This is a genomic window from Sinorhizobium fredii NGR234, assembly GCF_000018545.1.
In the GTDB taxonomy this organism is placed as follows: domain Bacteria; phylum Pseudomonadota; class Alphaproteobacteria; order Rhizobiales; family Rhizobiaceae; genus Sinorhizobium; species Sinorhizobium fredii_A.
In genome coordinates, this window is the sequence record NC_000914.2 from 21,902 (window position 1) to 46,739 (window position 24,838).

General features: G+C 58.7%; 19 protein-coding genes and 6 pseudogenes. 8 read left to right on the top strand and 17 right to left on the bottom strand.

From position 1 onward, the window contains the following. Positions 1 to 51: 51 nt before the first annotated feature. The 5 genes and pseudogenes from istB to NGR_RS33315 form a co-directional block, all read right to left on the bottom strand. Positions 52 to 828: an IS21-like element ISRsp2 family helper ATPase IstB gene (gene istB, locus NGR_RS29755; RefSeq protein ID WP_012708757.1), complete on the bottom strand. Its 777-nt coding sequence runs from the start codon at positions 826 to 828 to the stop codon at positions 52 to 54. Positions 829 to 839: 11 nt separating this feature from the next. Next, on the bottom strand, positions 840 to 2,390 hold the full coding sequence (istA, locus tag NGR_RS29760) for an IS21-like element ISRsp2 family transposase (protein WP_010875060.1): 1,551 nt from the start codon (positions 2,388 to 2,390) through the stop codon (positions 840 to 842). A 347-nt stretch (positions 2,391 to 2,737) separates the two neighbouring features. Continuing rightward, positions 2,738 to 3,406, bottom strand: a complete 669-nt coding sequence (locus NGR_RS29765) for a hypothetical protein (RefSeq protein WP_010875061.1) — start codon at positions 3,404 to 3,406, stop codon at positions 2,738 to 2,740. 340 nt (positions 3,407 to 3,746) lie between these two features. Next, the gene (locus NGR_RS29770) at positions 3,747 to 5,609 is read right to left on the bottom strand and encodes a S1C family serine protease (protein WP_240545259.1); all 1,863 of its coding nucleotides are present in this window, start codon (positions 5,607 to 5,609) and stop codon (positions 3,747 to 3,749) included. Positions 5,610 to 5,754: 145 nt separating this feature from the next. After that, positions 5,755 to 6,518 (bottom strand): annotated as a pseudogene (locus tag NGR_RS33315) (DUF2726 domain-containing protein). Positions 6,519 to 6,621: 103 nt separating this feature from the next. Between NGR_RS33315 and NGR_RS33320 the strand changes: the two are divergent. From NGR_RS33320 to NGR_RS29800, 3 genes and pseudogenes are all read left to right on the top strand, one after another. Further along, positions 6,622 to 7,047, top strand: a pseudogene (locus NGR_RS33320) (HNH endonuclease); the annotation flags it as partial. Positions 7,048 to 7,514: 467 nt separating this feature from the next. Beyond that, positions 7,515 to 7,640: pseudogene (locus tag NGR_RS33325) on the top strand (excalibur calcium-binding domain-containing protein); the annotation flags it as partial. Positions 7,641 to 7,847: 207 nt separating this feature from the next. Next, positions 7,848 to 8,279 (top strand): hypothetical protein, encoded by a 432-nt coding sequence (locus NGR_RS29800; RefSeq protein ID WP_164924707.1) that lies wholly within the window; start codon positions 7,848 to 7,850, stop codon positions 8,277 to 8,279. 66 nt (positions 8,280 to 8,345) lie between these two features. Here NGR_RS29800 and NGR_RS29805 read toward each other — a convergent pair whose 3' ends face one another. The 3 genes and pseudogenes from NGR_RS29805 to NGR_RS29815 all read right to left on the bottom strand — a co-directional run. Continuing rightward, positions 8,346 to 9,161 carry a hypothetical protein gene (locus tag NGR_RS29805; RefSeq protein ID WP_010875065.1) on the bottom strand — a complete coding sequence of 272 codons (816 nt, stop codon included), beginning with the start codon at positions 9,159 to 9,161 and terminating at the stop codon, positions 8,346 to 8,348. Positions 9,162 to 9,704: 543 nt separating this feature from the next. Next, complete coding sequence (locus NGR_RS29810; protein WP_010875066.1) at positions 9,705 to 11,078, bottom strand: ISNCY family transposase; 1,374 nt, start codon at positions 11,076 to 11,078, stop codon at positions 9,705 to 9,707. Positions 11,079 to 11,371: 293 nt separating this feature from the next. Further along, a pseudogene (locus tag NGR_RS29815) lies at positions 11,372 to 12,049 on the bottom strand (ISNCY family transposase); the annotation flags it as partial. A gap of 38 nt (positions 12,050 to 12,087) precedes the next feature. Here NGR_RS29815 and NGR_RS29820 point away from each other — a divergent pair. The 4 genes from NGR_RS29820 (at position 12,088) to NGR_RS29835 (ending at position 15,357) form a co-directional block, all read left to right on the top strand. After that, positions 12,088 to 12,357 (top strand): DUF5372 family protein, encoded by a 270-nt coding sequence (locus tag NGR_RS29820; RefSeq protein WP_010875067.1) that lies wholly within the window; start codon positions 12,088 to 12,090, stop codon positions 12,355 to 12,357. A gap of 190 nt (positions 12,358 to 12,547) precedes the next feature. Beyond that, positions 12,548 to 12,997 carry a helix-turn-helix domain-containing protein gene (locus NGR_RS33330; RefSeq protein WP_010875068.1) on the top strand — a complete coding sequence of 150 codons (450 nt, stop codon included), beginning with the start codon at positions 12,548 to 12,550 and terminating at the stop codon, positions 12,995 to 12,997. A gap of 19 nt (positions 12,998 to 13,016) precedes the next feature. Continuing rightward, complete coding sequence (locus NGR_RS33335; protein WP_010875069.1) at positions 13,017 to 13,283, top strand: transposase; 267 nt, start codon at positions 13,017 to 13,019, stop codon at positions 13,281 to 13,283. Continuing rightward, a complete protein-coding gene (locus tag NGR_RS29835) occupies positions 13,273 to 15,357 on the top strand; it encodes a recombinase family protein (RefSeq protein ID WP_010875070.1) in 2,085 nt (694 codons plus the stop codon). Before NGR_RS33335 ends, NGR_RS29835 begins: the two co-directional genes overlap by 11 nt. Here the strand turns inward: NGR_RS29835 and NGR_RS29840 are convergent. From NGR_RS29840 to NGR_RS29850, 3 genes and pseudogenes are all read right to left on the bottom strand, one after another. Then, positions 15,352 to 16,119: pseudogene (locus NGR_RS29840) on the bottom strand (ISNCY family transposase); the annotation flags it as partial. The gene NGR_RS29835 and the pseudogene NGR_RS29840 sit on opposite strands and share 6 nt — an antisense overlap. 245 nt (positions 16,120 to 16,364) lie before the next feature. After that, positions 16,365 to 16,910: a hypothetical protein gene (locus NGR_RS29845; RefSeq protein WP_010875071.1), complete on the bottom strand. Its 546-nt coding sequence runs from the start codon at positions 16,908 to 16,910 to the stop codon at positions 16,365 to 16,367. Further along, positions 16,910 to 17,218, bottom strand: a complete 309-nt coding sequence (locus NGR_RS29850) for a DUF1778 domain-containing protein (RefSeq protein WP_164924708.1) — start codon at positions 17,216 to 17,218, stop codon at positions 16,910 to 16,912. The genes NGR_RS29845 and NGR_RS29850 overlap by 1 nt, the downstream gene beginning before the upstream one ends. A gap of 230 nt (positions 17,219 to 17,448) precedes the next feature. On the opposite strand from NGR_RS29850, the pseudogene NGR_RS29855 reads away from it, so the two are divergent. After that, positions 17,449 to 17,907, top strand: a pseudogene (locus NGR_RS29855) (IS66 family transposase zinc-finger binding domain-containing protein); the annotation flags it as partial. A gap of 531 nt (positions 17,908 to 18,438) precedes the next feature. On the opposite strand, the gene NGR_RS29860 reads toward NGR_RS29855, so the two are convergent. The 6 genes from NGR_RS29860 to NGR_RS29885 form a co-directional block, all read right to left on the bottom strand. Beyond that, positions 18,439 to 18,870: a MucR family transcriptional regulator gene (locus NGR_RS29860; RefSeq protein WP_010875074.1), complete on the bottom strand. Its 432-nt coding sequence runs from the start codon at positions 18,868 to 18,870 to the stop codon at positions 18,439 to 18,441. 517 nt (positions 18,871 to 19,387) lie between these two features. Then, the gene (locus NGR_RS29865) at positions 19,388 to 19,966 is read right to left on the bottom strand and encodes a hypothetical protein (RefSeq protein ID WP_010875075.1); all 579 of its coding nucleotides are present in this window, start codon (positions 19,964 to 19,966) and stop codon (positions 19,388 to 19,390) included. Between the two features lie 130 nt (positions 19,967 to 20,096). Further along, positions 20,097 to 20,543, bottom strand: coding sequence for a transposase (locus NGR_RS29870; protein ID WP_010875076.1), 447 nt, complete (start codon positions 20,541 to 20,543; stop codon positions 20,097 to 20,099). 145 nt (positions 20,544 to 20,688) lie between these two features. Beyond that, positions 20,689 to 21,120 carry a helix-turn-helix domain-containing protein gene (locus NGR_RS29875; RefSeq protein WP_010875077.1) on the bottom strand — a complete coding sequence of 144 codons (432 nt, stop codon included), beginning with the start codon at positions 21,118 to 21,120 and terminating at the stop codon, positions 20,689 to 20,691. Positions 21,121 to 21,682: 562 nt separating this feature from the next. Next, positions 21,683 to 22,651, bottom strand: a complete 969-nt coding sequence (gene nodD1, locus NGR_RS29880; RefSeq protein ID WP_010875078.1) for a transcriptional regulator NodD1 — start codon at positions 22,649 to 22,651, stop codon at positions 21,683 to 21,685. A 731-nt stretch (positions 22,652 to 23,382) separates the two neighbouring features. Beyond that, complete coding sequence (locus tag NGR_RS29885) at positions 23,383 to 24,837, bottom strand: mannose-1-phosphate guanylyltransferase/mannose-6-phosphate isomerase (protein WP_164924709.1); 1,455 nt, start codon at positions 24,835 to 24,837, stop codon at positions 23,383 to 23,385. Position 24,838: the final 1 nt, after the last annotated feature.

Genomic DNA, 24,838 nt, shown 5'->3' on the forward strand with positions numbered 1-24,838 from the left:
ATTAAAGTCCGGACAGTTTGATGCGGTTGGTCCTCGGCAGCCTGGTTAGCATCAGGGCTGATTGATTTCGCCGTTTTCTGCCCCAGTCAAGAGGGGTGCGCTTTTTTGCTTTCGCATGCTCTCGCCCCGGAGGGTGATGCGGTGAGCATTGTGGACGATACGGTCGAGTATGGCGTCGGCGACCGTGCTGTCGGCAATAAGGTCGTGCCAGCTTGCCACGGGAACCTGAGCTGTGATCAGGGTGGACTTTCGCTGATAACGCTCCTCGACGATTTCGAAGAGGTGAAAGCGCTGCTGATCGGAGAGCGTATGGGTTCCAAAGTCATCGAGGATGAGGAGCTGGACGCGGGTGAGCCTGTCGATGAGGCGGGGGAAGGAGCCGTCGAGGCGGGCAAGCGCGAGCTCCTCGAACATTCGGGGCACGCGCACATAGAGCACGGAGTGACCGAGCCTGGCCGCTTGCCTGCCGAAGGCACAGGCCAGCCATGACTTGCCGGTGCCGGTGTGGCCGGTGATGATCAGGCCCTCGTGGGCGGTGAGCCATTGCCCCTGGGCGAGCGCCATGGTGTTGCGCCGGTCGAGACCGCGGGCGGCGGCGAAGTCGATATCTTCGATACAGGCCTGGGCAAAGCGTAGCTTGGCGGAGGCGAGCCGGTTACGGATGCGCTTGTCGGCGCGCAGGGTGACTTCGCGGTCGAGCATCAGTCCGAGCCACTCATCGCGGCTGAGCTCATTGGTGCCGGACTGCTCGGTCAATTCGCGCCAGGCGGCGGCCATGCCCGTCAGCCCGAGGGCCTGCATCTGGTCGAGGGTGGGGTTCGTCAGCATTCTTGCTTCCTTCACTGGTAGTAGGATCGGCCACGGATATTGGTATGCGCAGGCGTGGGGGCCGCGTGTTCAGCCTGCGGTCTTTCCCGGTCGAGGCCGGATTTGAGGATGGAGGCGACGGAGGAATAGGTGATGGCATTAATGGTGAGCGCCCGCTCACAGGCCGCCTCGAGGCGCTGGGATCCATAGCGCGGCGCCAGCGACAGAATGCCCATGGCCGAGCGGTATCCCTGTTCCGGATGCGGCCTGTCGCGCATCATGCGTTCGACCAGGATGGCGGCATTGGGGCCGATCTGGGTCGCACGGCCGATCAGATTGGCCGGCGTGGTGTTGGCATAGCGCTGATGCGCCTTGGGCATATGGTCGTTGACGGTGACGTGGCCGGAACGCTGGGAGCGGCGAACATGGCTGGCGACACGCTGGTGGTCGTGGAAGATCTCGACCACCCGGTGGGTGAGCCGCACCTGGAGGGTGCATCCGATCAGCCGATGCGGCACCGAGTAGAAGGTCTTGTCGACCTCGACATGATAGTCCGGATGGACCTTCGCCGACTTCCATTCCGCATATTCGAACGGTATCGCCGGCAAGGGCTTCAAGGCTGGCCGCTCGATCTCCTCGAACAGCTCGCGGCGGCTTTTGCCGACATGGCGCATCGTCCGGTTGTTCAGGTCCTCGAGCAATTCGGCAATCGCCGTGTTGAGGGCGGCAAGCGAGAAGAAGGTACGGTTCCTGAGCCGGGCCAGAATCCAGCGTTCCACGATCAATACCGCGCCTTCGACCCGGCCTTTGTCGCGCGGTTTCCTGCTGCGGGTCGGCAGGATCGTGGTGTCGTAATGCTCCGCCATGGCGGCGAACGTCGCAGTCAATGTCGGCTCGAACCAAAGGGCCTTGGCCACCCCCGATTTGAGGTTGTCGCACACGATTGCCTTGGTGACCCCACCATAGAAGGTCAGAGCACGCACCTGACCGTCGATCCAATCCGGCAACTGCTGGCTAAAGCTGGCATGGGCGAAGGTCAGGTTGGAGGCGCCCAGCACCGCGACAAAGATTTGGGCCGGATGGATGACACCGGTTGCCGGATCGATCACCGGCACCGTCGGCCCGGCATAGTCGGTCTGCATCACGGCGCCCGCCGCGTGCCGATTGCGGAACGCTACACTGGTGCGCTGCCGAAAGGCGGCAACCTGCTCGCAGAACCAGGTGAAGCCGTAACCATCAGGATGGCTGGCGCGGTATTCCTGCCATAGAAGCGTCAGCGTCACGCCTTTGCGCTTCAGCTCCCGAACCACCAGCGCCCAGTCCGGCTCGCTGAGATCGCGCGGCGGTCGACCGGCTCGGCCGAACAGCCGCCGCTCCAGCTTTGCATCCTCGTCCGCGCCGATTGGCAACGGCCACGAAAGCCCGGCTTCCCGAGATCGCAGCAAATAGGTCGATACCGAGCTCTTGCCGATCTTCAGCCGCTCGGCAATCTCGCGCACCGAAAGACCCTCTTCATGGGTCAGGCGCAGAATAGTCCGGATATCCCTCACTGTCGTTCGTCTTGCTTGCTTCCGTCTCGGCATCGGCCCCTCTCAACGTTGTCGTGAGAGGCCTAACCAACAAGACGGCGCAGCCGCGAACCAACCCGTCAAACCGCCGCCGGAAACTGTCCGGGATTTAGCGGAATCGCTGTCCGGGAATTACTGAAAACTGTGTCCGGAGATTACCGGAAATCCTGTCCGGACTTTGCCGAAACCCGCAGACAGGGTCACTTCGGGATCACTGAAGCGGCTTGATCCGAAGCCGTAGCCAAGAGGGTTGGGATACCGGCTTTGGTAGAGCCGGTACCACGGGGCGTTCGAAGTCAATTTTTGGGTCACAAGCTCACGCGAGCCGAAGTCGGCCGGCGGCAGCAAATTCAGCGAGATGCTCAGGAGAAATCACCTCTGCCGATGGAGCGCGCTGCTCCAACTGCATGCTCGATCATGCCCTTCCGCAGCATCTCAAGACCTGTGCGACCGCCGAGGCTATCGCTTTCCTGAAGAAGAAACCGGTAAACCGCCCAAGGGTGCCCGTTCAAAGCTTCGAACAGTTGCGCGAGACCGCCAAGCAGTTGACCATCATCGCCGATTTGCCATTTCGGAAAGCGCACGCCTCGCTTTGCTCCTTCGAGCCCGAGAATTTCGTGACGCTTACGCTTTCTGTTCACCGTCTCGCGCGTGGCGCCGATCTCTTCGGCGAACTCGTCCGCAGACAACATCTCGGGTCCCTTGAGGATCTCGGCGACACGCTCGGCGCCGCGCTGCTTTGCGGCCGCGAGGGCGGTGTCCAGCGCGTCCTTCTGAGGGGCGATCTCTTCGATCTCGATTTCCGGCTCTTCGTCCGCCGATCGAATGACATAGGTCACACGAACGGTGCCGCCCGTGTTCTTGGCGCGCTTGACACCTTCGGATACGCCAGAAAGCACGCGCGCTGCGGTCGCGCGGGCCGCCGCTTTTTTCTCAAAGAGCGGTTCCCATTTGCCGGCATATCCGGTGATAAGGTTCTTACGGCGCTCGTTGCGCTTGCGGGAACCACCTTTTTTCTCGGTCATGGCCATAGGGCACCTCCAACGAAAATATGGGCTATCTCGTCAGGTTCGTCAACTTCGCCAGCGTGAGGGCGTTGCGACGATCACTGTGGTGGGAGGTAACGATGTAAGATCTCGCGTAAGCCAATTTTTGGAAAAAATCTCGAGCACGGAATGACTTAAGTTTTTACAGCTTGGTGCCGCCGGTTCGGATCCATTCAACTGCGCCAGACGTCGAATTGACGAAGTCTCAGGTTCTACTCCCATCAAGAGCTCGAGCTCGAGGTATGCTCCGACTTGCACGTTGCAGTGGTAGTGGCCATGTGCGAGAGAGCTGCACGTAACACGTTCGCAGCGGACCGGTGCCAAGTCATTCACAGGTGACTGCCACACTGAATGACGAAGCACGTTCAGCGAGTTCCGGCGCGTCCAGTTTTTGTGTATTCGACCCAGCCACGGGCGAGATCCCGTAGGAGAGCAAGAAAGCATACAGGCTTGCTCCGCGTAGGGCGAAATTTACATTCTGGGGGATGTCCCCTGTTACCGCAAGTGCAGCCAGTGCGTCGAGCTTCGACGTCACAACGCCGATGACATTGCCATAACTATCAATTAGCGGGCCGCCACTATTACCCGGTTGGACGGGAGCAGATATCTGGATGAAACGCGTATCGTTGCCAAGGCCAGCCAGCGCCGTAACATTGCCGAGGGTGAAGTTGCCTCCGCTGGCCAAGACATGAGAAAGCGGATAGCCAAATACGGCGACTGACTCGCCCAGCCGTGTTTCTACCCGGACAGATGCGTATGCGCCCGTATCGCTTTCCACACGTAGTAGAGCTAGATCATTGGTGGGGTCCACTGCCACAATATTTGCCGGAAGCCTCAACTGGCCGGGGCGGCGCACTTCGATGGCGCTGCAACCCTTGATCACATGGTGATTGGTGACAAGGTGGCCTTGTTTTGAGATGAAGAAGCCTGTTCCTGCACTGGAGGCGGCGCCCTTCTCAGGTGCCGCAGGCGTTGATGTGCTATCGGCGGGTGACGGCTGCTCAGTGGGCTTTGAAGTTTCCTCGATTTTCGCCACTTGCGGACCCAAGTATCCATTACGCGCAAGGTGATCGCGCAGCGCCTCCGGGAAACTCACCTCGCGAGTGGCTTCCTCTGGGCACACACCTTCCTTCAGAGGAGCATCACATACGGTCAAGGGCCATTCGCTTGAACGATCGTAATTTTCCAAGACCACGGTCCAGGCTTGGTCTGATTCGCCCAACACTGATTTCAATGCCAGCCAAGCGCTCAGAAAACCGTTCTTTCGCCAGATCTCTGGTTCCAGTTTTGCCCGGTACTCCCATCCAAAGAGCTCGCGACGATAGTAGCGTCGGAAGGCAGAATTCCAGCGCATGTCAATCAAACGATCTCCATCGAGTTTCGATATTACCAACGGAGCTGATGAGAAGACGTAAGGAGCAAACGTGTAAAGGAAGGAATTGTCGACGCTGAGCAATTCCACGCTGCCATCGCCGTCGATGTCCTGAAGTCGATACCCACCGCCATCGAGCGTAGCGCCTTCGATACTTGTCCAGCCGTTGCCGACCTTTGTTAGTATTTTAGAAACTGTGCAGCAATGTGCTCCATTCCAATGAGATGAAAAGATGATCTGTGGTTCGGCGACCGCGCGGTCGAGCCAAACGAGCCGCACTTCAGCATTCATGTTGTCCCCGAAAGACTCGGACCCCTTCAGAACTTCCTTTATGAGCAGACGTCCGGCCCTGCGAAGCGTGATAGACGGATACCGAGTATTGCCCTCGGCAAGATGAGACACTTCAATCTCGAGCCCTCCAGCTGAAAAGACTAGTGGCTGGCCACCTTTATACGACCAGGTGGGAATGGGCCGACCTTTCGGCGGCTCCCACACGGTGCGTCTCAAGCTTTGCCCATTGCTAAGGAACAAGTCAGGGGGAAACCCGCCAGCACTCCACAATTCTTCGCGTGCCGCCTTCGCTCCTCGGGCGATTGATACTGGTCCTGCGATCACTGCGAGCCAACCGTTCGAGGCCTCCGCCACGCGAACGTCATCAAAGCGATGCTGGTAAAGGTTCGCGATGCCAATGGCGTTGTCGAGATCTCGCGTACTTGCGAGCACAACCCATCGGCTACCCCCAGTCTGCAGAAGATCGGCATTCACCGCCGAAGCTAGTCCCGTGAAAACGAGTATCGCCGCAAGTAGTCTGAACATATTGAAAAGCCCCAACCTTGAAGAGAGCATCCAACCAGTATGCAATGTGGTCAGGGGCGTGCGGACTATTCGCCCGCTGCGGCGTCTGAGTTGTGTCGAGGGGCAGAGCGCTTCTGAGCGCCAACAGCCGCGGCCGAGCCCCCCGTCAGTCCGGAGCGCATATTGGAAGTTCCGGCTTCTCCACGAGCTTCTCGACCAATCGTCTGAGGTCAGACGGAGTGGTCTGGCCGGCAACGACTTCGTAATAGCCGATCCCTGCGCACCTGAGCGCCGCCTTCTTAACCGCGTCGCGCGCGGCTGCGGCACCCTGATGGTGCGCTCCGCGCTGATATTCGACGACATGGCGAGGGCGGCAGTTGCCGTCCACCAGCAGGAGGTCGACCCGCTTGGCGTTTATGCAGCTGTACGCGTCCGCGTCTTTGCTGCGGAGGATTTCGCCTAACGAGACTTGGGCCATCACCTGCCAAGCCGGATTGCAGCCAATCACCAGGCGATAGAATTCCTTGAATACCCGCGGTTCGCTCCTGTTGAGGAGCGGCTGACTCGTGAAGGTGGAGTTCATAACAATCCGGAGCTGTTCGGTAGCGTCGGGTCGTTTCGGTGATTCCGGAACGCTTGTGGGAGCCCATGGCCCTACGACGGCATTCGTCGCCGAGCGCTGTTTCTCCCAGCGCGAGCGGTTCCTCGCGCGCCATCCTGCCTTCGCATCCTTGACAGAGCCTGCTCAACCATGATGCCAGTGAAGGCGCCGACGAACAGAACGGCGACCAGCAGGTGAGGCTTTTCCACGAGCGCAAGAATGTCGCCCGGACTTACGCTGATGCCGCCCGCAGCGCCTATCGCGAGCGCACCGACGATAAGTCCGGGTGCCGTGAACAGCACCGACCTCCTTTGCGAGCGATAGTGCATGCCCCCTCTCCACCATTTCGCGCTTCGATCGTAAACGCACGGGCAGGTCGGCGAGCCAGAAATCGTCGATTTGGCACCCGGAATGGGCGAGCAACTGCAGTCATCCTTCGTTTTTGAGCAGGAGCGTGATCGTGTCGCTCAGCTCACGTCTCGAATCGTTCGCAATCGTCTTTTCCGTCGCCTTGTCCTCAAAGCATACGACAAGCGATGCGCGATCACCGGACTAAAGCTGATTAACGGCGGCGGTCGTGCTGAAGTCGATGCTGCGCATATTCGCTTGGTCTAAGCCAACGGTCCCGACATCCTGAGCAATGGCATTGCGCTTTCCGGGACCGCCCACTGGATGTTCGATCGGGGTTTGATCCAGCCTTTCCGACGAGCTAAACATCCTTGTTTCGCGGCAGGGGAACGACCCGGAGAGCATCCAGTCATCAACCGAACGGGACGCGCGATCGTTCCGCAGCGACTATTCGAAAGGCCACATCCGCACTTCCTCCGCTGGCACCGGGAAAACTGCTTTAAGCATTGAGTGCGGGGTAAATCCAGAAACGCGCAGCATGGCGTCCGCGGTTCGATTCCAATTGTGTAGTCTCGGCTTTGGCCAAGGCCGGCACACCGCGCGAGCGGAGTTCCGGCGGCCCGGACTCACGCAGTGACGAAAAATATACCCGTCGCGCGATCAACGCCTCGCAGTGAGGGCTGCTCGGTCTGAGGCTCAGTGACCAACTGCCCCAGCTCGTCACCTCGGTTGACGCCCGTAAGGCCTACCCTAGCGGGCTAAGCCATCTGGCCGAATATACGCGCAGTTGCAGTTTGTATAATCCTGTACCGGACAACGCAAAGACTTGTCACCCCGACCTTTGCGCGCCGCTCGGTACCAGGAGAAACCGAATGAAAGAGTGTTTGCTTACCACGGCCGTCGCCCTCTTCGCGATCCTTGTTGGCAATCTGCCGGCAATGGCTCAGACGAACGATGACGGTAATTCCACGCCCGAAGGTGGCGAGGTCTACTTTCAAAACTGCGCCGCGGCACGCGCTGCTGGTGCAGCGCCTATTTACGCTGGCGAGCCCGGCTACCGTCGCAAGCTCGACAGGGATGGCGACGGAGTGGCCTGCGAATGAGAAAATCGCCTATGAACGACTCTCCCTGCATACTTAAGCTCAGTAGGCGTGGTCCTGCTCGCTATGGTCCGAAGAATGCGGAGTCGGCCAAGCTTACTCCTTGCCAATGAAAAGTGTCTGTTTGCGCTCTGGGGGGCAAGAAATGAAGGTGGTCCATGCAGGCGGTTTAGGTATGCTCATGTTGATGGCTACGGCTGGCACACATGCATGGGCGGATTGGCAGTATACCAGATGGGGCATGACGCCAAAGGAAGTCGTCAAAATGCGCCTGATGACGCCTCAATCACCAAGCCAAAAAAACCGGAACGGTTAAAAGGGGACAGGCGGCTGCAGCACTTGCTTGACGGGAAGTACTCTGCCGGCCAATTCAAATTCAAGGCCGCATTCGTTTTTGGCCGAAACTCGGGTCTTGCGCTCGTGAGATTGAAATTGTTGTCCGGACAAGATTGCCCCTCGCTGACGGGCAAACTTTCAAACACCTATGGCCCGCCAAAGAGTTCAAGAACGCCAGTGACATCAATTGATAAGTGGTGGGATAGCGCCAATCAGAATGTCGTCATTTTTTTGCAAATCGGCGATGACTACTGCATTATTGACTATTCGCCCCAGAAACAACCTGGCGCATCTGGTGGGCTTTAGGGACTATTTAAGTAAGTCACCGGTTTCTGGGGCACTATTGTATGGAGATCAGCCCCGCTAGCGCTGTTACTTCCACGTTTCTGCCCATGCTCTCAATTCCTGTTTTGCTTTCTCGGGCCACTGCTTCACAGGTGGGTGAACAATGATTTTCTTTTGGTGCGGCTTCCAAGCGGCATAGGCGCGACGATCCTTGGCAGACAGGAAGAGCAACGCTTCCTGTTCTCTGCACATGTGGGGCGTGCACGTTCTACCAATATAGTCGTCGCTCTTAAATTCGCCGCTGCCCGTTCCGGTGATGATTGCCTGAAAGGCTTCGAAATCAGCTCCGAGCAGCGACTTGATTGTTGCCGCGATATCCGCGTTCTTAAGGGCGTCGGAAGGATGCTCAAACGAGCGTTCCCTGAGCGCCTGCCAACCCGATTTGTCGTCGGGGACAAATGCTGCGACGCCTAATTCCTTCATTCCGTCGGCAGGCGTCCAAGCCCATTGCTCTCGGCCCTGTCCCGGAATGTTATTGGTGGAGAATAGGATTCTCTCGTCGGAGACCTCGTGCCCGATGTAAGCACAGGCTTCGATCGGTCCATCGAAACGGGGCCTGGCACCAGGTGGAAACGAAACGACGAAAGGGGTGCCGTCGCAGGCGTTGCCCCCATTCGAGCTGCTGCCGATCAGTGCTGGAACGCCGTCCACAATGAACAGGCCGTCGAAGAGGAGAAGGGCGTTGCGGTGCAATTCGCGATCATCGACTTTCAAGGTGCGTTCAGGGTACTCGCCCTCAATGCGGATGGTGTGTCCGAACAGGCTTTCTATGTCGATCGCCTTCGCCGGCCAGCTGTCGGCAATCACAATTGCGCACGCCAAGAATAACAACTCTCTCGCCAAGATAACCGCCTCACAATCGATGGTAGTATTGTATTGTATCGTTGAAGCTTTGCGAACCCCCCGACGAGCTCGGAGACGACCATTTCAGATTAGGTCGCAGACTACGGGAGTTTTGTCGGCGGGCGGATAATGATTCAATTAGGCCTTGGCTTGCCGGCTTTGCGTGACCCGCCGTCGCTTCCACCTGACTGATTTCGAGTGGGCGATTACGAAAGCCGGCCGTGGATGCCTTTACGACCGGCACTTGAGAGCCGCGACCGGAAACGGTGAATGATGGGTGTGGATCGGGGGGAGCCGCACACGAAAAGGCTCCGGCTCAGGCGTAGTGGGGGATGTTCGCCTTCTGTGCTACACTCAAATCACTCAAAAAATGTGGCGGCCAGGTTGAACTGTCCGCTGTGGCGCAAAGTAGAAATATCACTTTGAGCTGCGGCCCGGCGCGACGACCAGCCCCGATCTGACCGGCTGGTCCGGGTTGCAAGGTGAGATCGGGGCGGGTGAGGGGCACCTATCGGCTTTAGCCTTGACAGCCAGATCAATGGATCATTCCGCGGCATCAAGATTGGAGAGCGCCTGCCGCCGCCGGGCGATGACCACGGGATCGTTCATGAAATCCGTCCGCTTGCCCGGCTTGCGACCGCGCGGCGTGTAGCCGTTCTTCTCGCTGTTGGTCCTGACCTTCGGCGCCGGCCGCTCGTCCTGGCGCTCCTTGATGTAGGCCAGCACATCGGAAAGCCGCTTGTTCTCGATGATCGCCGCATGCGTCACCCGCTGGTCCTTGTCGAACACCCGGTAGGGCAGGGAATGCCCCTTCCAGCGCACATCGAGCCGGCCGTCGGCATAGGCATGGGTCTCGACATAGCGACCGACCAGTCCGCGCGTCACTTCGTTCTCCTCGAGCATGATCCGCTGGCGCTCGAACGAAAACGTCAGCTGCGCACCGACATAACGCTGCTCACGTTTGCACAGGACGTCGCGCAGCCGATCCGGGGCAAGGTTCAGCGGCCGATGCAGATCATCAGACCGGGCAGGGGTAATGGCGAATTGCCGGTTATAGCGCTCCATGAACCGAGGCAGGAAAGCGTTGCCGTCGTCCATGCCGCAGATGCCCTCCAGGCGCAGATCCTTGATCAACCGGTCCTGTAGCGTCCGGTTCATCCGCTCGACTCGGCCCTTGGCTTGGCTCGAGTTTGCGCAAAGAATCTCGATGTTTAACTCGCAAAGTGCACGCCCGAACTGGGTCATGCCCTGGCCGCCCTTGGCGTCCTTCTTCGCCACCCGGAACACCGAATGCTTGTCGGAATAGAAGGCGACCGGAGCACCATGCGCCTTCAGATAGAGCTCCAGCGCCTCGAAATACGTAAACGCGCTTTCCGATCGTACGAAGCGCAACTGCATCAGCTTGCCGGTCGCGTCATCGATGAACACCAGCAATGAACAGGGGTCACCGCGATCCTCGAACCAGCGATGCTCGGAACCGTCGATCTGCACCAGTTCGCCATAGGCCTCGCGCCGCAACCGCGGCTGATGAAACGTCCGCCGCTGCTTGCGCGACAGCCACAGACCGGCGTCCGCCATCCATTGGCGCAAGGTCTCGCGCGACACCGTCAGGCCATCAAGCTCCGCTAGCTTCTCAGCCGCCAGCGTCGGACCGAAATCCGCATAGCGCTCGCGCACGATCGCCATGGCATAATCGCGCACGCCGTCGCAAATCCGATTGTTCGATGGGCGACCGATCGCCTTGTGGCGGATCGACGCCGCACCGCCAGCGCTGATCCGATCCAGCAGCCGACGCACCTGGCGCGTGCTTAAGCCCAGGACATGCGCCGCCGACACCATCGTCATGCGGCCGTCGATCACCTTCGACAAAACCTCAATCCGCTGCAGGTCGCGCTCGCTCATCGCAATCAATCCCATCCGCAATCTCCCACGCCATCAAAACGCGGGGAGAGTGACATTCTTACTTTGCAGGAACAGGACACTTTAACTTTGCGGCTACAAAAAATGTCACAGCTATTTAAAGATGAGACAAAGTAATCAACTTAGAAACGCGACATCATCCTATTCCTTAGTACTGCGTTTGCAAGTTGATATATTTACAAAGTACGCAGACGCGAGCCGCCGGCCGGGTGGAGCTGGTCAGGGTTGCGCAGGCCGGTCGGCGGCGGATGGCTCCAGCCGCAAGATAAACTTCAGCTTTGACACCCCGATCACTCCGCCGCTTTCAGCTGCGCAAGGGCTTGCTGCCGCTTGGCGATGACCACCGGATCCTTGGTAAAATCCGTCTTCCGGCCAGGCTTGGTGCCGCGCTTTTGATAGCCATTGCTCTGGCTGCCGTCGCGAATGCCGAACATATGGTCCGTCTGGCCGGTGCGGCGCGGCCCGCCCTTGCTGCGCTGTTGCTCTCGTCCGGCCTGCATCTCGGCGACCAGCGCCAGCATGTCATCAAGGCGCTTGTTCTCAACCACCTCGCAGCGGTGCACCGAGCGCAGCGTGTCGAAGGTCCTGTAGGGCAGGGACGTCCCCTCATGGGTGACCTCGAGGCGACCGTCGGGATAGTCGCAGACAATGACCTTCTTGCCGGCGAGCGCCGTGGCGAGGTCGGTCGGATCGAGGATGAACATCACCTTGTCATAGCGCAGCGTCAGCGACTGCGACAGCTTGCGGATCTCCTTGCGGCACATGGCGCCATCGAGGTTCTCATGCGCGGCAAACGGCCGATGCATGTCCTTCGGATTGCGCGGCGCCTTGCCAAACCGACGATTGAAGTCGGCCATGAATTCCGGCGCATAGGCATTGGCCGCCGCGATCGTGTCGATGCCGCGCAGCCGCAGTTCCTTGACAAGCCGATCCTGCAGCGTCTGGTTGGCGCGCTCGACGCGCCCCTTCTTTCAAGTCCAGGACTGCAGTTCGTACTGACACTCAAGTGCGTATAGAGTTCGAGGTCACGCACCCGTTCCATCCGTGGCGCGGCCAGCGCTTCGTGTTGTCGACACGCAAGCAGAACTGGGGCGAGGATCGCGTCATGTTCTACGACGCGGATGGGCGGCTTCGCTCGCTGCTTGCGTCATGGACGGACGTCGCTGCACCCGATGTTTTCATTCAGATCGCGGCCGGTAGGTCGTTCGTGCGTCCAGATGATCTGGCAACCCTAGCCGCATTGATCGAGCAAATCGAGCGCAGCCATGGCGGCTGAATGCGTGTCAGGCAATTTATGCCGATTATGTAAATCTAATTATGCCGAATCATACGGGCGCTCACAGCGATAATTGCCTCTACATTGTAGTTATATGCAGCATAAACAGCCATATCGCCCGGCGTCGTTAGGTTGACACGTTCTCTATCGAGGCGTAATTTGATTTACACCACTAGGAAGAGGTTATGCCATGCCCAACGAGACCAAACGTGAGCGACTGCGCGAGCTCGGAGCACTCAATGCGCGGCCCGAAGCCGTCCGTGCACCCTGGTTTCGTGAGTCCACCTTCTTCGATCCTCTCGATCTCGTGCAGGTGAAGTACGAGATGCTGCGTCACGTCCAGGAGGATGGCGTCAACAAGGCCGATGCCGCCGCGCTTTTCGGTCTGTCGCGGCCAACCTACTATCAGGCCGAGGCCGCGTTCGAACGCGACGGCATTGCCGGCCTGCTGCCGCGCACCCGAGGGCCAAAGTCGGCCCACAAACTCACCGACGAGGTCATGCAGCTCATCGAGCAGAACCAGCATGCGGGCGCCCCGCTGCAGGCGCGCTCCCTGGCAGAACTGCTGCATTCGACGCTCGGCATCAGTGTCCATCCCCGCAGCATCGAACGCGCGATCGCCCGTAAAAAAAAACGGTGAGCCCCATGCACGCACCCCGGTGCTACCGCGCAGCTGCAAGGATTTCTACGAGACGCTGCGCACCGCCGTCCTTTGCGGTCAGGCCTGCGCCAAGGACATGGGCGCCATCGTTTTCCACGGCCTTTGGCAAGGGCTGGCGGTGCTGATCGCGCAGCCTCCCCCGCCGACGCATCGGCGGCTGGAATCACGGCCTACGGCTTCGGTCGCAGTGCACGATCGCCAGCTCGTGCACATGCTCGCCAACATGGTGCTGGCAGCAGAGACCCGAGGGAACCATGTCTACTGACATCGCCATAAAGGTTGACGCCGACCATCTGCGGCGTGATGCATTCCTCTACGTGCGTCAGTCCTCGCTTCGTCAGGTGTTCGAGAACACCGAGAGCACCAAGCGGCAATACGCCCTGCGCGATCGCGCCGTGGCGCTGGGCTGGCCGATCGAACGTGTCCACGTCATCGATAGCGACCTCGGCCTCTCCGGCGCGCAGTCGCAGGACCGCGACGGCTTCCAGCACCTGGTGAGCGAAGTGGCGATGGGACATGCAGGGATCGTGCTGGGGCTGGAAGTGTCGCGCCTGGCACGCAACAATGCCGACTGGCACCGTCTCCTTGAGCTGGCCGCCTTGTCGCGCACGCTCATCATGGACGAGGACGGCGTCTATGATCCGGCCTATTTCAACGACCGCATGCTGCTCGGCCTGAAGGGCACGATGAGCGAGGCCGAACTGCACATCCTGAAGTCGCGGCTGCAAGGCGGCATTCTCAACAAGGCGCGCCGCGGCGAACTCGAGATGCCGCTGCCGATCGGGTTGGTCTACACCCCTGACGCGCGGGTCGTGCTCGATCCCGACCGACAGATCCAGGACACGGTGCGGCTCCTGTTCGATACTTTCCGCCAGACCGGCTCGGCCTGCGCCGTCGTGCGCCGCCTGCGGGGCGAGAAGATCCTCTTTCCGCGGCGTATCCGTCGCGGCATCGGCAAGGGCGACGTCCTGTGGAACGAGATCGACCATTCCCGCGTGCTCCAGATCTTGCACAACCCGCGCTATGCCGGCGCCTTCGCCTATGGACGCACGCGCACCGCCTACAATGCCAAGCTGAAGCCCGTGCAACTGCGCGTGGCGAGATCCGACTGGCAGGTACTGATTCCCGACGCCCACGACGGCTACATTTCCTGGGCCGAATACGAACGCAATCAGGCAGCCCTGGAACAGAACGCCACCGGTTTTTCACCCGGCCTGCGTGGACGCATGCCCCGCCAGGGCAGCGGCCTGTTGCAGGGACGGCTGCTGTGCGGCCGCTGCGGTGCACGCATGCGGGTCCATTACGAGCCGTTCGAGGGGCGGCTGCGCCCATATTACGTCTGCAACGAAGCCGTCGTGCGACACGCCGGCAAACACTGCCAATGGGTGCGCGGTGCTCCGGTCGACGAGGCGGTGAGCGCGCTACTGCTGGAGGTAATGGCGCCGGCAGCGATCGATGTCGCGCTTGCCGTGCAGCAGGAGATCACCCAGCGCGTGGAGCAGGCCGCGGCGCTGCGCGGCACGCAGCTGCAACGCGCCCGCTATGAGGCTGAACTGGCCCGCCGGCGCTACCTGAAGGTCGATCCGGACAACCGCCTGGTCGCCGACGCGCTGGAAGCCGACTGGAACGCACGGCTGCGCGACCTCGACGCACTCCAGCGCGAGCACGAGCGCCAGAACGAGGCCGACCACTCGCTGCTGGACGAGCCAGCGCAGCAGCGCATCAGGGCGCTGACCGCCGATTTCCCGCGCATCTGGAACGACGAGCGCACCGGTGCCGTCGAACGCAAGCGCATGCTCGGCCTTCTCATCGAAGACGTGACGCTGCTCGTCGACGATGAGGTCAACATCAACATCCGTTGGCGCGGCGGGCGCACGCAGAGCCTGTCGGTGGCCAGACCTCGGCCTATGTCGGTGATACGCAAGACGCCGGCACAGGTCGTGGCGTTGATCAACGAGCTGCTGGAGGCCACCAACGACCGGCAGATCGCCGCTCGTCTCAACGAACTCGGGCATCGCAACTGGCGCGGCGAACCCTTCACGCCGAAGAAGGTCATGCTCGTGCGCCGCACCTATGGTTTGAAGAGCCGGTACGAACGGCTGCGCGAGGGCGGCATGCTCACCGGCGAGGAAGTAGCCCAGCAGCTCGGCGTATGCGAATCGACCGTTCACCAACTCGGGCGCAAAGGCACTCTCAAGCGTCATCGATACGCCAGCAACCATCGATACTTGTACGAACCGCCGGGCAACGTCAGACTCGAAAAAGGCGCCGGCAGTCGATATGGTGGCCGTCAACCCAGATTAATTGTCGCTCAACCACTCCAACAAGGTGCATCGTGATGTCCGCTCCTTGGCCTGCGGGGTATTGGCGCAGATGATGTCGATGTTGAGCTCATAAAGAGCCCGGCCGAACTGCGTCAGGCCACTGGTTCTGTCCTTCTTGGAAGCATGGGTGGTGCGGAAGATGCCATGCTTGTCGCTGTAGAAGGCGATCGGCTTTCCCCATTGCTGCAAGTAGGCCTTCGTCGCGTGCAGATAGTCGAAGGTGTTCTCCGATCCGGCGAACCGCAGATGCAAGAGCTTGCCGGTGGCATCGTCGATATAGACGAGCAGGGCGCATTTGGGACCGCGGTTCTCGAACCACCAATGAAGCGAGCCATCGATCTGAACGAGTTCGCCGAAACAATCGCGCCGGCCGCGCGGCTGGAAGACCCGCTTCTTGCGCTCGCGTCGCGACACCCAGATGCCGGCTTCCATCATCCATTGGCGCAGCGTCTCCTTGCTGACGGCAATCCGGTGGCGTTCGATCAGCTTCTCGGCCGCCAGGGTTGGTCCAAAATCCAGGTAATGCTCACGCACCAGGTCGAGCACCAGGTTGCGGAAATCCTCGCTGTGACGCCGGTTGCTCGGACGGCCGCGCTTCTTCGAGACCAGACCGTCGGCGCCGGCCAAGTCATAGGCCTGCAACAACCGGTGCACCTGACTGCGGCTGAGACGAAGCAACGCGGCCGCCTCGACGACGGTCAGGCTGCGGCCGCGAATCCGTTGGATCAGTTCAAGACGATGCAATTCCTTCTGCGACATGGTGATCAAACAAGACATGACGACTCCGAACGCTCATGGTCTCAACCACGCTTCCCGTCGCCAGTCTTCCTTCCAAACGTTGACGTTTGACCAGCATCCCAAGAGGCGACGACCGTCGCATCTCTAACTGGCTCATATGTCGCATCTCTAAAATGCCGCTACAAAAAATGATCGCATAATCTATCTTATGGAACAGCAGAGCGGTTTTGTTTCTGTTGCTTTTTGCGCTTAATTAAATGCGTGCATCGCGCACCGAATGCGCGTTAGCCCATTAGGCTCCTGATCGTCGCGATCGGCAGGAACATCCGAAGCGGCATTGACGGCAAAGGTTGAAAGCCATATTCGCTGTAAAGCGCGACACGCCGGCTCGTCTTTTCTTCGTCACCGCAAACAAGGACATCGAGAAGAACGACGGCGATCCCAATCTGGTCAGCAATTCCGGCGATCCTTTGCAGGCAATCGGTAAGCAGATCGCCGCCGTAACCGCCACCCCTATATCGCTGATCGCGACCGATCATGGAGATATAGGCGGCCGGTATCGAGCCGTGTCCCGGCCGGGTGCGGGAAAAGCGTTCCGGCAGATCAGCATAGCTGATCGAGTGGCTGTTGATGGCGTAGAACCCTATAACCGTTGTGCCATCGTCTTCGGTCATCACATAGACACGAAGGTTGTCTGCTTTCGATAGCTTGTTCGCCGTTTTCTTGAAGAAGTTGTCGACCTGGATGATTCCACAAAAAAAAGCCGCCCGATCATGCCGGTTGGGATCGAGCGGCTCGATTATGCGTTTTGCGGCGCCGGTATTTGCCATTACTTAGAGACTACGGTCTCGCTATAACGCTTGAACGCGTCTCTCAGCCGATCGGTCGGTTTGGGCGGATTATCCAAAGCGTCGAAAAACGCCTGGTAGTCCGTTGTCTGCAACAAGGTCGCCTCATGCGCCGCGATCGTGGCAATGGCAGACTGGTAGGCAGCGTTGATCGTGAACGCAGAATCGTCGAGGCCGGAAAGTGCCGCGGCACGCTGGATCGTCCTCTTCACGCGCTCCTTCGTACGGAAGTTCATTCGAACGGTGTTCGGCTCATCGATGTCAATCGTGACGTCCTTGATTGCTCGCATGACCGGCTCCTTCATGTCGTTTAAGCCAACTGTACGTTAGACGAACGTACATTTCAAGGCCGAACAAATTTTTTGCTGACCGGTATCGACTGGACTCGGGCAAGCGAAACGTCGTAAAGCGGCCGACGAAAGCGGGCTGATCCTATTGGATTTGCTTGAAGATTCAGGATCATGTGCTAGGGTCTGCCATGCCGCTTTGACCCGACTCTTTACCTCAGGATGCCGCGCAATTGAGCCGGATCATTCTCTCGCTTGATGCAGAGAACGCCGACCTCAAGGCGCGCGTTGCCTTCCTGGAGCAGCAGCTCTTTGGGCCGAAATCGGAGAAGATGACGGCGATCGACCCGACGCAGGCGACGCTTGACCTTGGCGATCTCACCGACATTCCCGCGGCGGCCAATGACGATGTTGCACCCGTGGCTGAAGGGCCAAAACAGGAGCGACGGTCACCGTCGCGCAACATCGGCCGTTTACCCAGGCACCTCCCACGGTATGAAGAGCTCATCGAGCCGGAGAGCAAGATTTGCCCGTGCTGCTCGTTCGAGCTTCATTGCGTCGGCACGGACGTCAGTGAGGCGCTCGACATCGTGCCGGCGGTTGTCCGGGTAAAGCAGACGATCCGGCCAAGCTATGCATGCCGGGCCGGTGAAAGCGTCATTGTGCAAGCGCCCGCGTCGGCGCGCGTGATGGGAGAGAGCAATGTCGCCCCCATGCGGCTGGCGTTCTGCCTTGCTCACGCGCGACGCAAGTTCGTCGATGTCGTCAAGCTGACCGGCTCTTCGGAGGCGGGCCGATGACGCCGCCACCGAGGAAGGCCGCAGGCGCGCTGCGCATGAGTGTCGTGTTGGCAGGCCCGGCCATGGTCGACCCTGATGCCGCATGCTCCGCGGTAACCATTCGGCAAGCCTGTTGATCGGATGGCCGGCGATGCGCGTGAGGATATCTCGAAGATGGACCTCCGGATCGAGACGGTTGAACTTGGCGGCTTCGCCAACGACAAGATTAATGAAAACCTTGAAGCGGCGCACCGTCTCGTCATCGCTGGATTTAAGCGTAAGCTGTGAAATCTACATATGTCCAAGCTTTCGTTCGGGGTCAACATTCGTCAATCACGCCGTGCATCTGGAAGGTGCGGCCGAAACACCGCATTCTGCATAGCATTTCGCGCAAATTAAAGGCGTGGCGCGTAGCTGGCAGCGATCGCCGCCGGCGATAACGTTCTACTTACCACGACGCTTGCGGCGCTCGCCGAGGCCTATCTCCTTGGCCAGACGCGAGCGGGCTTCCGCATAAGCGGGCGCGACCATCGGGTAGTCCGCGGGTAGGTCCCACTTTTCGCGATAATCTTCCGGCGACAGATTGTGGTGGGTCATCAAGTGGCGCTTCAGCGACTTGAAGGCGCCGCCGCATTCGAGGCAGGTGATCTGATCGTCCTGCACAGACTTGCGGATCGAGACCGCTGGCTTCGGCTTCTCAATGGGAGCAATCACCGGCGCGGGAGCAGTGGCATTGTTGAGCGCTGAATGAACGTCAGCGATAAGCGTCGGAAGCTCGGCACCCGGAACCACGTGGGTGCTGACATAGGCGGCTACGATTTCTGCCGTCAGTTCTGCCAAAAGTTCGTTGCTCGCACCGAGCGTGGTTTCTGTCATCTTCTTCTCCTATCGGATCTTAGCAACATATCCCAAAACGACGTTTCAGGAGGAAACGTGCGAGAAAATGCCGCTGAACTCACTTGCCTCTTGAAACTGGACGGTCATTGCACAGGAGCCAGGCTCCGCCGCAACATCAAGGCTCAAGTCGTGATGGGAAGCCGCCACCAAGGCGCTGAGCTGGCTGACGGCTCAAAGCAACAGGGAAGAATCACAACCCAAGCTGGAATTTCGTCAAAGTATTTATCTGCGACGACACTTCTCATTTAGTGGATTAACACCGATCGAGGATATGTCAAAACATAATTTTAATCCGCAGCTACCAAGTCTATTAAAAAACCATTAATTCTGCCGTAGGCTCAGGTTTGTTTGAATATATTCGGTTGGCGTGCTATGGCTAGATACATGGAGGAAGGTCCTGAACTGTGTCATTGAGGTGGGATTGAAGAGCTATCAGCGATTGCTAAAACGCCGGCCCCCAAGAGATTCCTAAGACTTTCGCGCGGATGCGACATCGTCAATTGAGGTTAAACCGATCAAGCATCTTCTTGAGTTGCAAGTTTTGGGTAAGGATCCGTTCAGCGAGCAGCCTTTTGAGGCGCTTGTTTTCTGCTTCGAGAGTGGCCAATTCACCGCGAGAAATCGGGCGTTCTACATTCTCACGCACGTCCAATGACAACCGCTCGGGTAGCTTTCGCGAAATGCGCTGTTTGGAGTTTGTTCGGGTGTGGGAGACCGGTGGCGTCTCCTGCAACAGCCCCGAGAACGCGTTTTCCGAACCTTCGGCCGGTGTCACGGCTTCTGGCCCAAGCCCGATATTCTCTTTGTCTGCAATGAGAAACTCTGCATTCGGGCTGGCCGGCGGACCGTAGGCTACGTTAGGGGATACTGGCTCTTCCGTTAAGTTGAACAAATGCGGAGCCATCTCTTCCACTTCGCGGGTCAAAGCCTTAAGGTCCGTGTTTCCCCAGACTGAATTCGTTCGTTCCTTTGATCGCCGCCGTGCTTGCTTGAATTCGACAATAAACCTCCGTGGTGGTGTTTTCATATGTATCTCGCAAGCAATCCACGACTCATCAGCGCCAAAACGCGCCACGACATTCCTTTACCATTCGGCCAAATACCGCCATTTCGGACTCGATGCAAGTGGCCGTAAGGCTAGGCACGCCGTCCCTTTCGGAAGCCGGCAGGGCGCCTTACCACAGCCTTGAGAGGCTACTCTTGAACTAATCCAGCCCAAGTCTCTTGCGCAGTTCGGCGTTTTCCGCACGCAGTTTGTCCGACAAAAGGTTGCGAAGCCTCAAGTTTTCCTTATCGAGTTGAATGAGATCGGCAAGGTCATCGCCGGCCACCACAGACTCCTCTGGTTTTCGATCGGCAGGCTTAGCAGATTTCTTCCACACGTAGTAGGTTTGCTCCGATATGCCGGCGCTCTTGATCGCGTCCTTTAGGGTGCTATTGCCTTGAGCCACTTCGGCCTCGATCAGATTGAGCTTGTCAGCTCTTTCTGTCTCGCTATATCTCTTAGGCTTAGCAGTCGTCTTTGATTCCGCAACTTGTCCGGCAGCCGTTCTTTGACGCCGCGACGAACTCTTCCTTTTGCCAGCTGGTGCTTGCGTTTCGGCAACCGCCTCAGCCGCGGCAACTGGTCCTGTGTTACTCTCGTCAGCCACTGTGATTTCCTCCCCTAGCTCACTTGTATGATTTGAACTCAATGAGCTACAGAGTCAATGCAAGCGTCCCATGGCGATGTCACTTACGGTTGATTTCATTCCGAGAGCGTAGCCGCGTTCGACTCAGAAATGGGCGAATTCATGCTTACCAGTCGTGTTCGCCGAGAGACTTGAGCAGCTTCACGATTCGACAGCGCACGTTGAGATTGCCGACACGGGAGAACGCCCGGATGAGCTCGACCCCTTCGTCGCTTGCAGCGAACTCAATCACTTCGGGCGGGATATAGGCCTGATTAGGGGCGCCCTGCCCTATCGACTGAGTGTCGTCAGGCATGTCCTCAAAAAAATAGGAAGGGTGCACTTCCAGTGCATCAGATATCTGCTGAAGTCGGCCCGCACCTACCCGGTTCGAGCCCTTTTCATATTTTTGCACCTGCTGAAACGTCACCCCGATAGCTTCTCCGAGGGCCGCTTGGGACATATTCTGCCATCGTCGCCTCTGGCGAATTCGACGGCCGACGTAAATATCCACAGCGTTCGCTTTGGCTCTTTTCTTCTCAGGGTCAACACTCAACACACTTACTCCTGGTGAAGGATCGTTTCACCAATGATTTACTGGGATCCGCTATATCGAATATGGCCTTTGTCGAGGGCACCCGTTTGATACAGCTCAACTCCAAAGTGAGCAACTCAATTGAGGCATCTCCGTGTCCGCAGTCTCGGTTCTTTTCTTAGAATCAGGAGGCAATGGAAGAGCACTGAGTCACGATCTTCAGAGCCGAGTATCGAAGACGGAACGGGCTGTCGGCGGAGGCTGCTGCGAGGCGGTTGGATTGGCGTTCCGACCGCAAATTGGCTGGATTGGGAGCGTCCGGAAGGGCAACTTGCGAGTGACTTGTAGCATGGCGGACAGTAGGAACCTCGCCTTAATGCCCATGCGCGGTTTGATCGAGGTATCGAAGGATATCACGCTGAATGAGATGGTCTCCCGGCTGCTGAAGCTGAAGAGCTAATGCTGCGCATAGGCCGAAAATGGTCGGAGTGTGGCATGCGGTACGCTCGGGCCGTGCGAGCCCCTCTGGTAGGCCGCAACCTGCAGCCAAACTGCTCGACCCTGAGCCGACCGTGCAGTTGCGGGCTCAAGGGTGGCGAATTGCGCCGTCGGCTTTAGATAGAGCATGCGCCGAAGTTTCGGATTGAAATTCAACGCGAGACGCCTCCTGTAGAAATATCTCGCGCATCCAGAGACTGGCCGGATCACTGCTGTGAGGCGCGGGCCACTGGACAGCCTCGGTGAACGCGGGAAAAATGGGTTGCGGAAGTTCGGTGATCCGCAGGGGAATGGCTTTTGCGAAGTGCATCGCCAGTCGTAACGGGAGGGTCGCTATGCGGTCAGTGCCCGACAAAAAAGACGGGATCATGGTAAAACCCGGCACGGCGACTTCGACCCGTCTTCGCAATCCGTGCTCGCGCAATAGCCATTCCTCCACGGAAGGCCGCTGCTTCCCGAATTGGGCCGCAACATGCCCCATTGATACATAGTTGTCGATGGAGAGCTGCGGCGGTAGCTTCTGGTTCGTTGGGCAGCTCACGCACACGAATCTCTCATCGAACAGCTTCGCTCTGGGATGCGTGTGCGACATGAACATTTCTGGCAGGATCAGGAAATCGACATCACCACGCCGGAGAAGCTCATCTGGCTCATCGGAAAACGGCAGCAACTCGAAACTGACGGCGGGCGCTTCCCGCGCCACTCTCACCACAACCCTTTCAAGAAACATTAGCGTCATGAAGTCGGAAAGAATGATCCTGAAACTGCGATCTGACTGCGCTGGGTTGAACGGATCCCATGAAATGATGGAGAGATGGATGTGCAGCAGGGCTTCGCGGACTGCGGGTGCGAGCGCTTCTGCTCGCGGAGTTGGTACAAGTTCGCGACCATTCATGGTAAATAGCTCGTCGCGGAAATAGGTCCGAAGCCGGGTGATGGCTGCGCTCATCGCCGGCTGGCTCAGGTTGATGCTGCGTGCAGCGGCCGTGAGTTTGCGTTCGGTCATCAGTGCGTCGAGCGCAACGAGGAGATTGAGATCAAGGCCCTTAAAACGCATGTTCTGGCGAATCCACAGTGCGGATGGTTGTCATCCGAACGATCAATTATGCAAATCGTTAGAAAACGCTTAATTAATCTGAAGTCAAGTGCATTCACGGCTTCATGCCGTCGCCCGCCCTCTTGCATGCGCCTCCTGAAGAACAGGCTTTGTGGCAAAACGGCCGACCGCTCCTGCCATTTCGTCTTTTCGACCGTAGGGATCGAGCCGGAGCGAAACCGTCAACGCCCACCGCAACAGCCTTGCCACTAACAATGCAGGGGCTTCGGCGCCGCCTTTTCGCCGTTCCTCGCGGGCCTTCCGCCAGACGGGACGGCAAGCAGCGCTTCAAGCGCATAGCTGATCTGTCGGTAAAAAAAGCCGGAATGGAGCCGCGTGCAAGCGGTGCTGCTGCGAGAAACCGCTCAAAGAAAAAGAAGCCGGACGGGTCGCAGACGCCGGGCGATCTGCCCGTCGAGAAAGGTCGTCTCGAAATGCTGCGCGCGAAGAAAGCCGGATTTTTCGGCCTACCTCGTCGCGAGGTATGCGTTGCGCAGGAGAACGATCGTGCCGGGCCCACGGAGGAGAACACGCATCTACGATCGTGTCGACGCAGAGGGCGGTATCCATCGCATGTCGTCAGACCCGTCCGCGGCCGCCGGTGCAACGCTTGCCGATGGTGCCACCACGTCCTCGCTCCAGATACCGTAATGCGTGCGAAGGTGCCGGACTGCGCAAAGGGCACGCTATCCCTATGGGCCCGTACGCCTCGAATCTGGCATTTCATTTCTCGATTCGTCTGCGACGCGGATGATATCGTCCTCGCCCAGGTAGGCACCAGTTTGAATCTCGACCAACTCCAGCATGATCTTGCCAGGGTTGCCCAAGCGATGTATCGCCCCCTCGGGGATGTAGATTGACTGGTTCTCGTGCAGGATCGTTACTCGATCCTCGATTGTCACTTCTGCGGTGCCCTTCACGCAGATCCAGTGCTCTGATCGATGAAAATGCTTGTGGAGAGAAAGCATCTTCCCAGGGCGTACGAACAACCGCCTTACTTGGAAGCGATCGCCGTTAAGCATAGTGGTGTAGCCGCCCCATGGCCGTATCAAAGTTGGGTGCAATTCCGTAAGACGTGCCGTATTTTCGTCCGCGGCGAGGCGCTTCACCAAGTTTCCGATCTCATGGGCCTCCTCCAGTCGCCCGACGAAGACTGCGTCCTCGCTAGCGATGACTGCAACTCCATCCATCCCCTGTACAGCGAGATGCGCGGTATGCGACAACACAAGCGAATTCTTCGTGTTGCAGGCCGTAACATTGCCCTTGAGCACGTTACCATCAGCATTCTGCTCCTCATTCTTCCATACAGCATCCCAACTACCGAGATCCGACCAAGCAAAATCCGAGCAGACCACGGCGGCGTTTGCGGTTTTCTCCATCAGTGCATAGTCGATCGAGATGGATGGCGCTTGGCTGAAACTCTCCGGGGCAAGTCGTATAAAATCGGCGTCGACCGTTGAGCCCCTGACCGCGGCGTGCACCGCCGACAACACGTCGGGTGCATGTTCCTCAAGTTCGGCGATAATGCTGGCCGCCTGGAAAAGGAACATCCCAGAGTTCCAATAGTAATTGCCGGTCTCCAAAAGAGCCGCCGCCTTTTCGAGACTTGGTTTCTCGACAAAACATTGAACCGCATGGACGTCCTTGCCAAGGTAAGTGCCACGTTCGATGTATCCGTATCCTGTTGCTGGCCAAGTGGGTTGAATACCGAACGTCACGAGCTTGCCCTCCGCTGCGGCGATGCAGGCGGAGCGCACGCATTTCTTGTAAGTATCGTCTACCGTAATCGCGTGGTCCGACGGCAGCACAAGCAATAGCGCGTCCTCACCAAACCGATCAGCCACGATCCGGGCGGCGACGGCTACTGCGGCTGCCGTGTTGCGCGGCACCGGCTCAAGTACTATGCTGGAAAGCGTGACCCCGAGCTCGCGCGCCTGTTCGGCAACCAGGAAGCGAAATTCCTCATTTGTGATGACGAGTGGTGCTCCATAAACTTTGGCATCGGAAACGCGCTTAAGCGTGTCTTGAAAGAGCGTTTCCTCGCCGATTAGCTTTAGAAACTGTTTTGCGGCAGTTGCGCGTGACAGAGGCCAGAGCCTTGTGCCCCTACCCCCTGCCATGATAGCTGGGATAATCTTTGGAAGCATG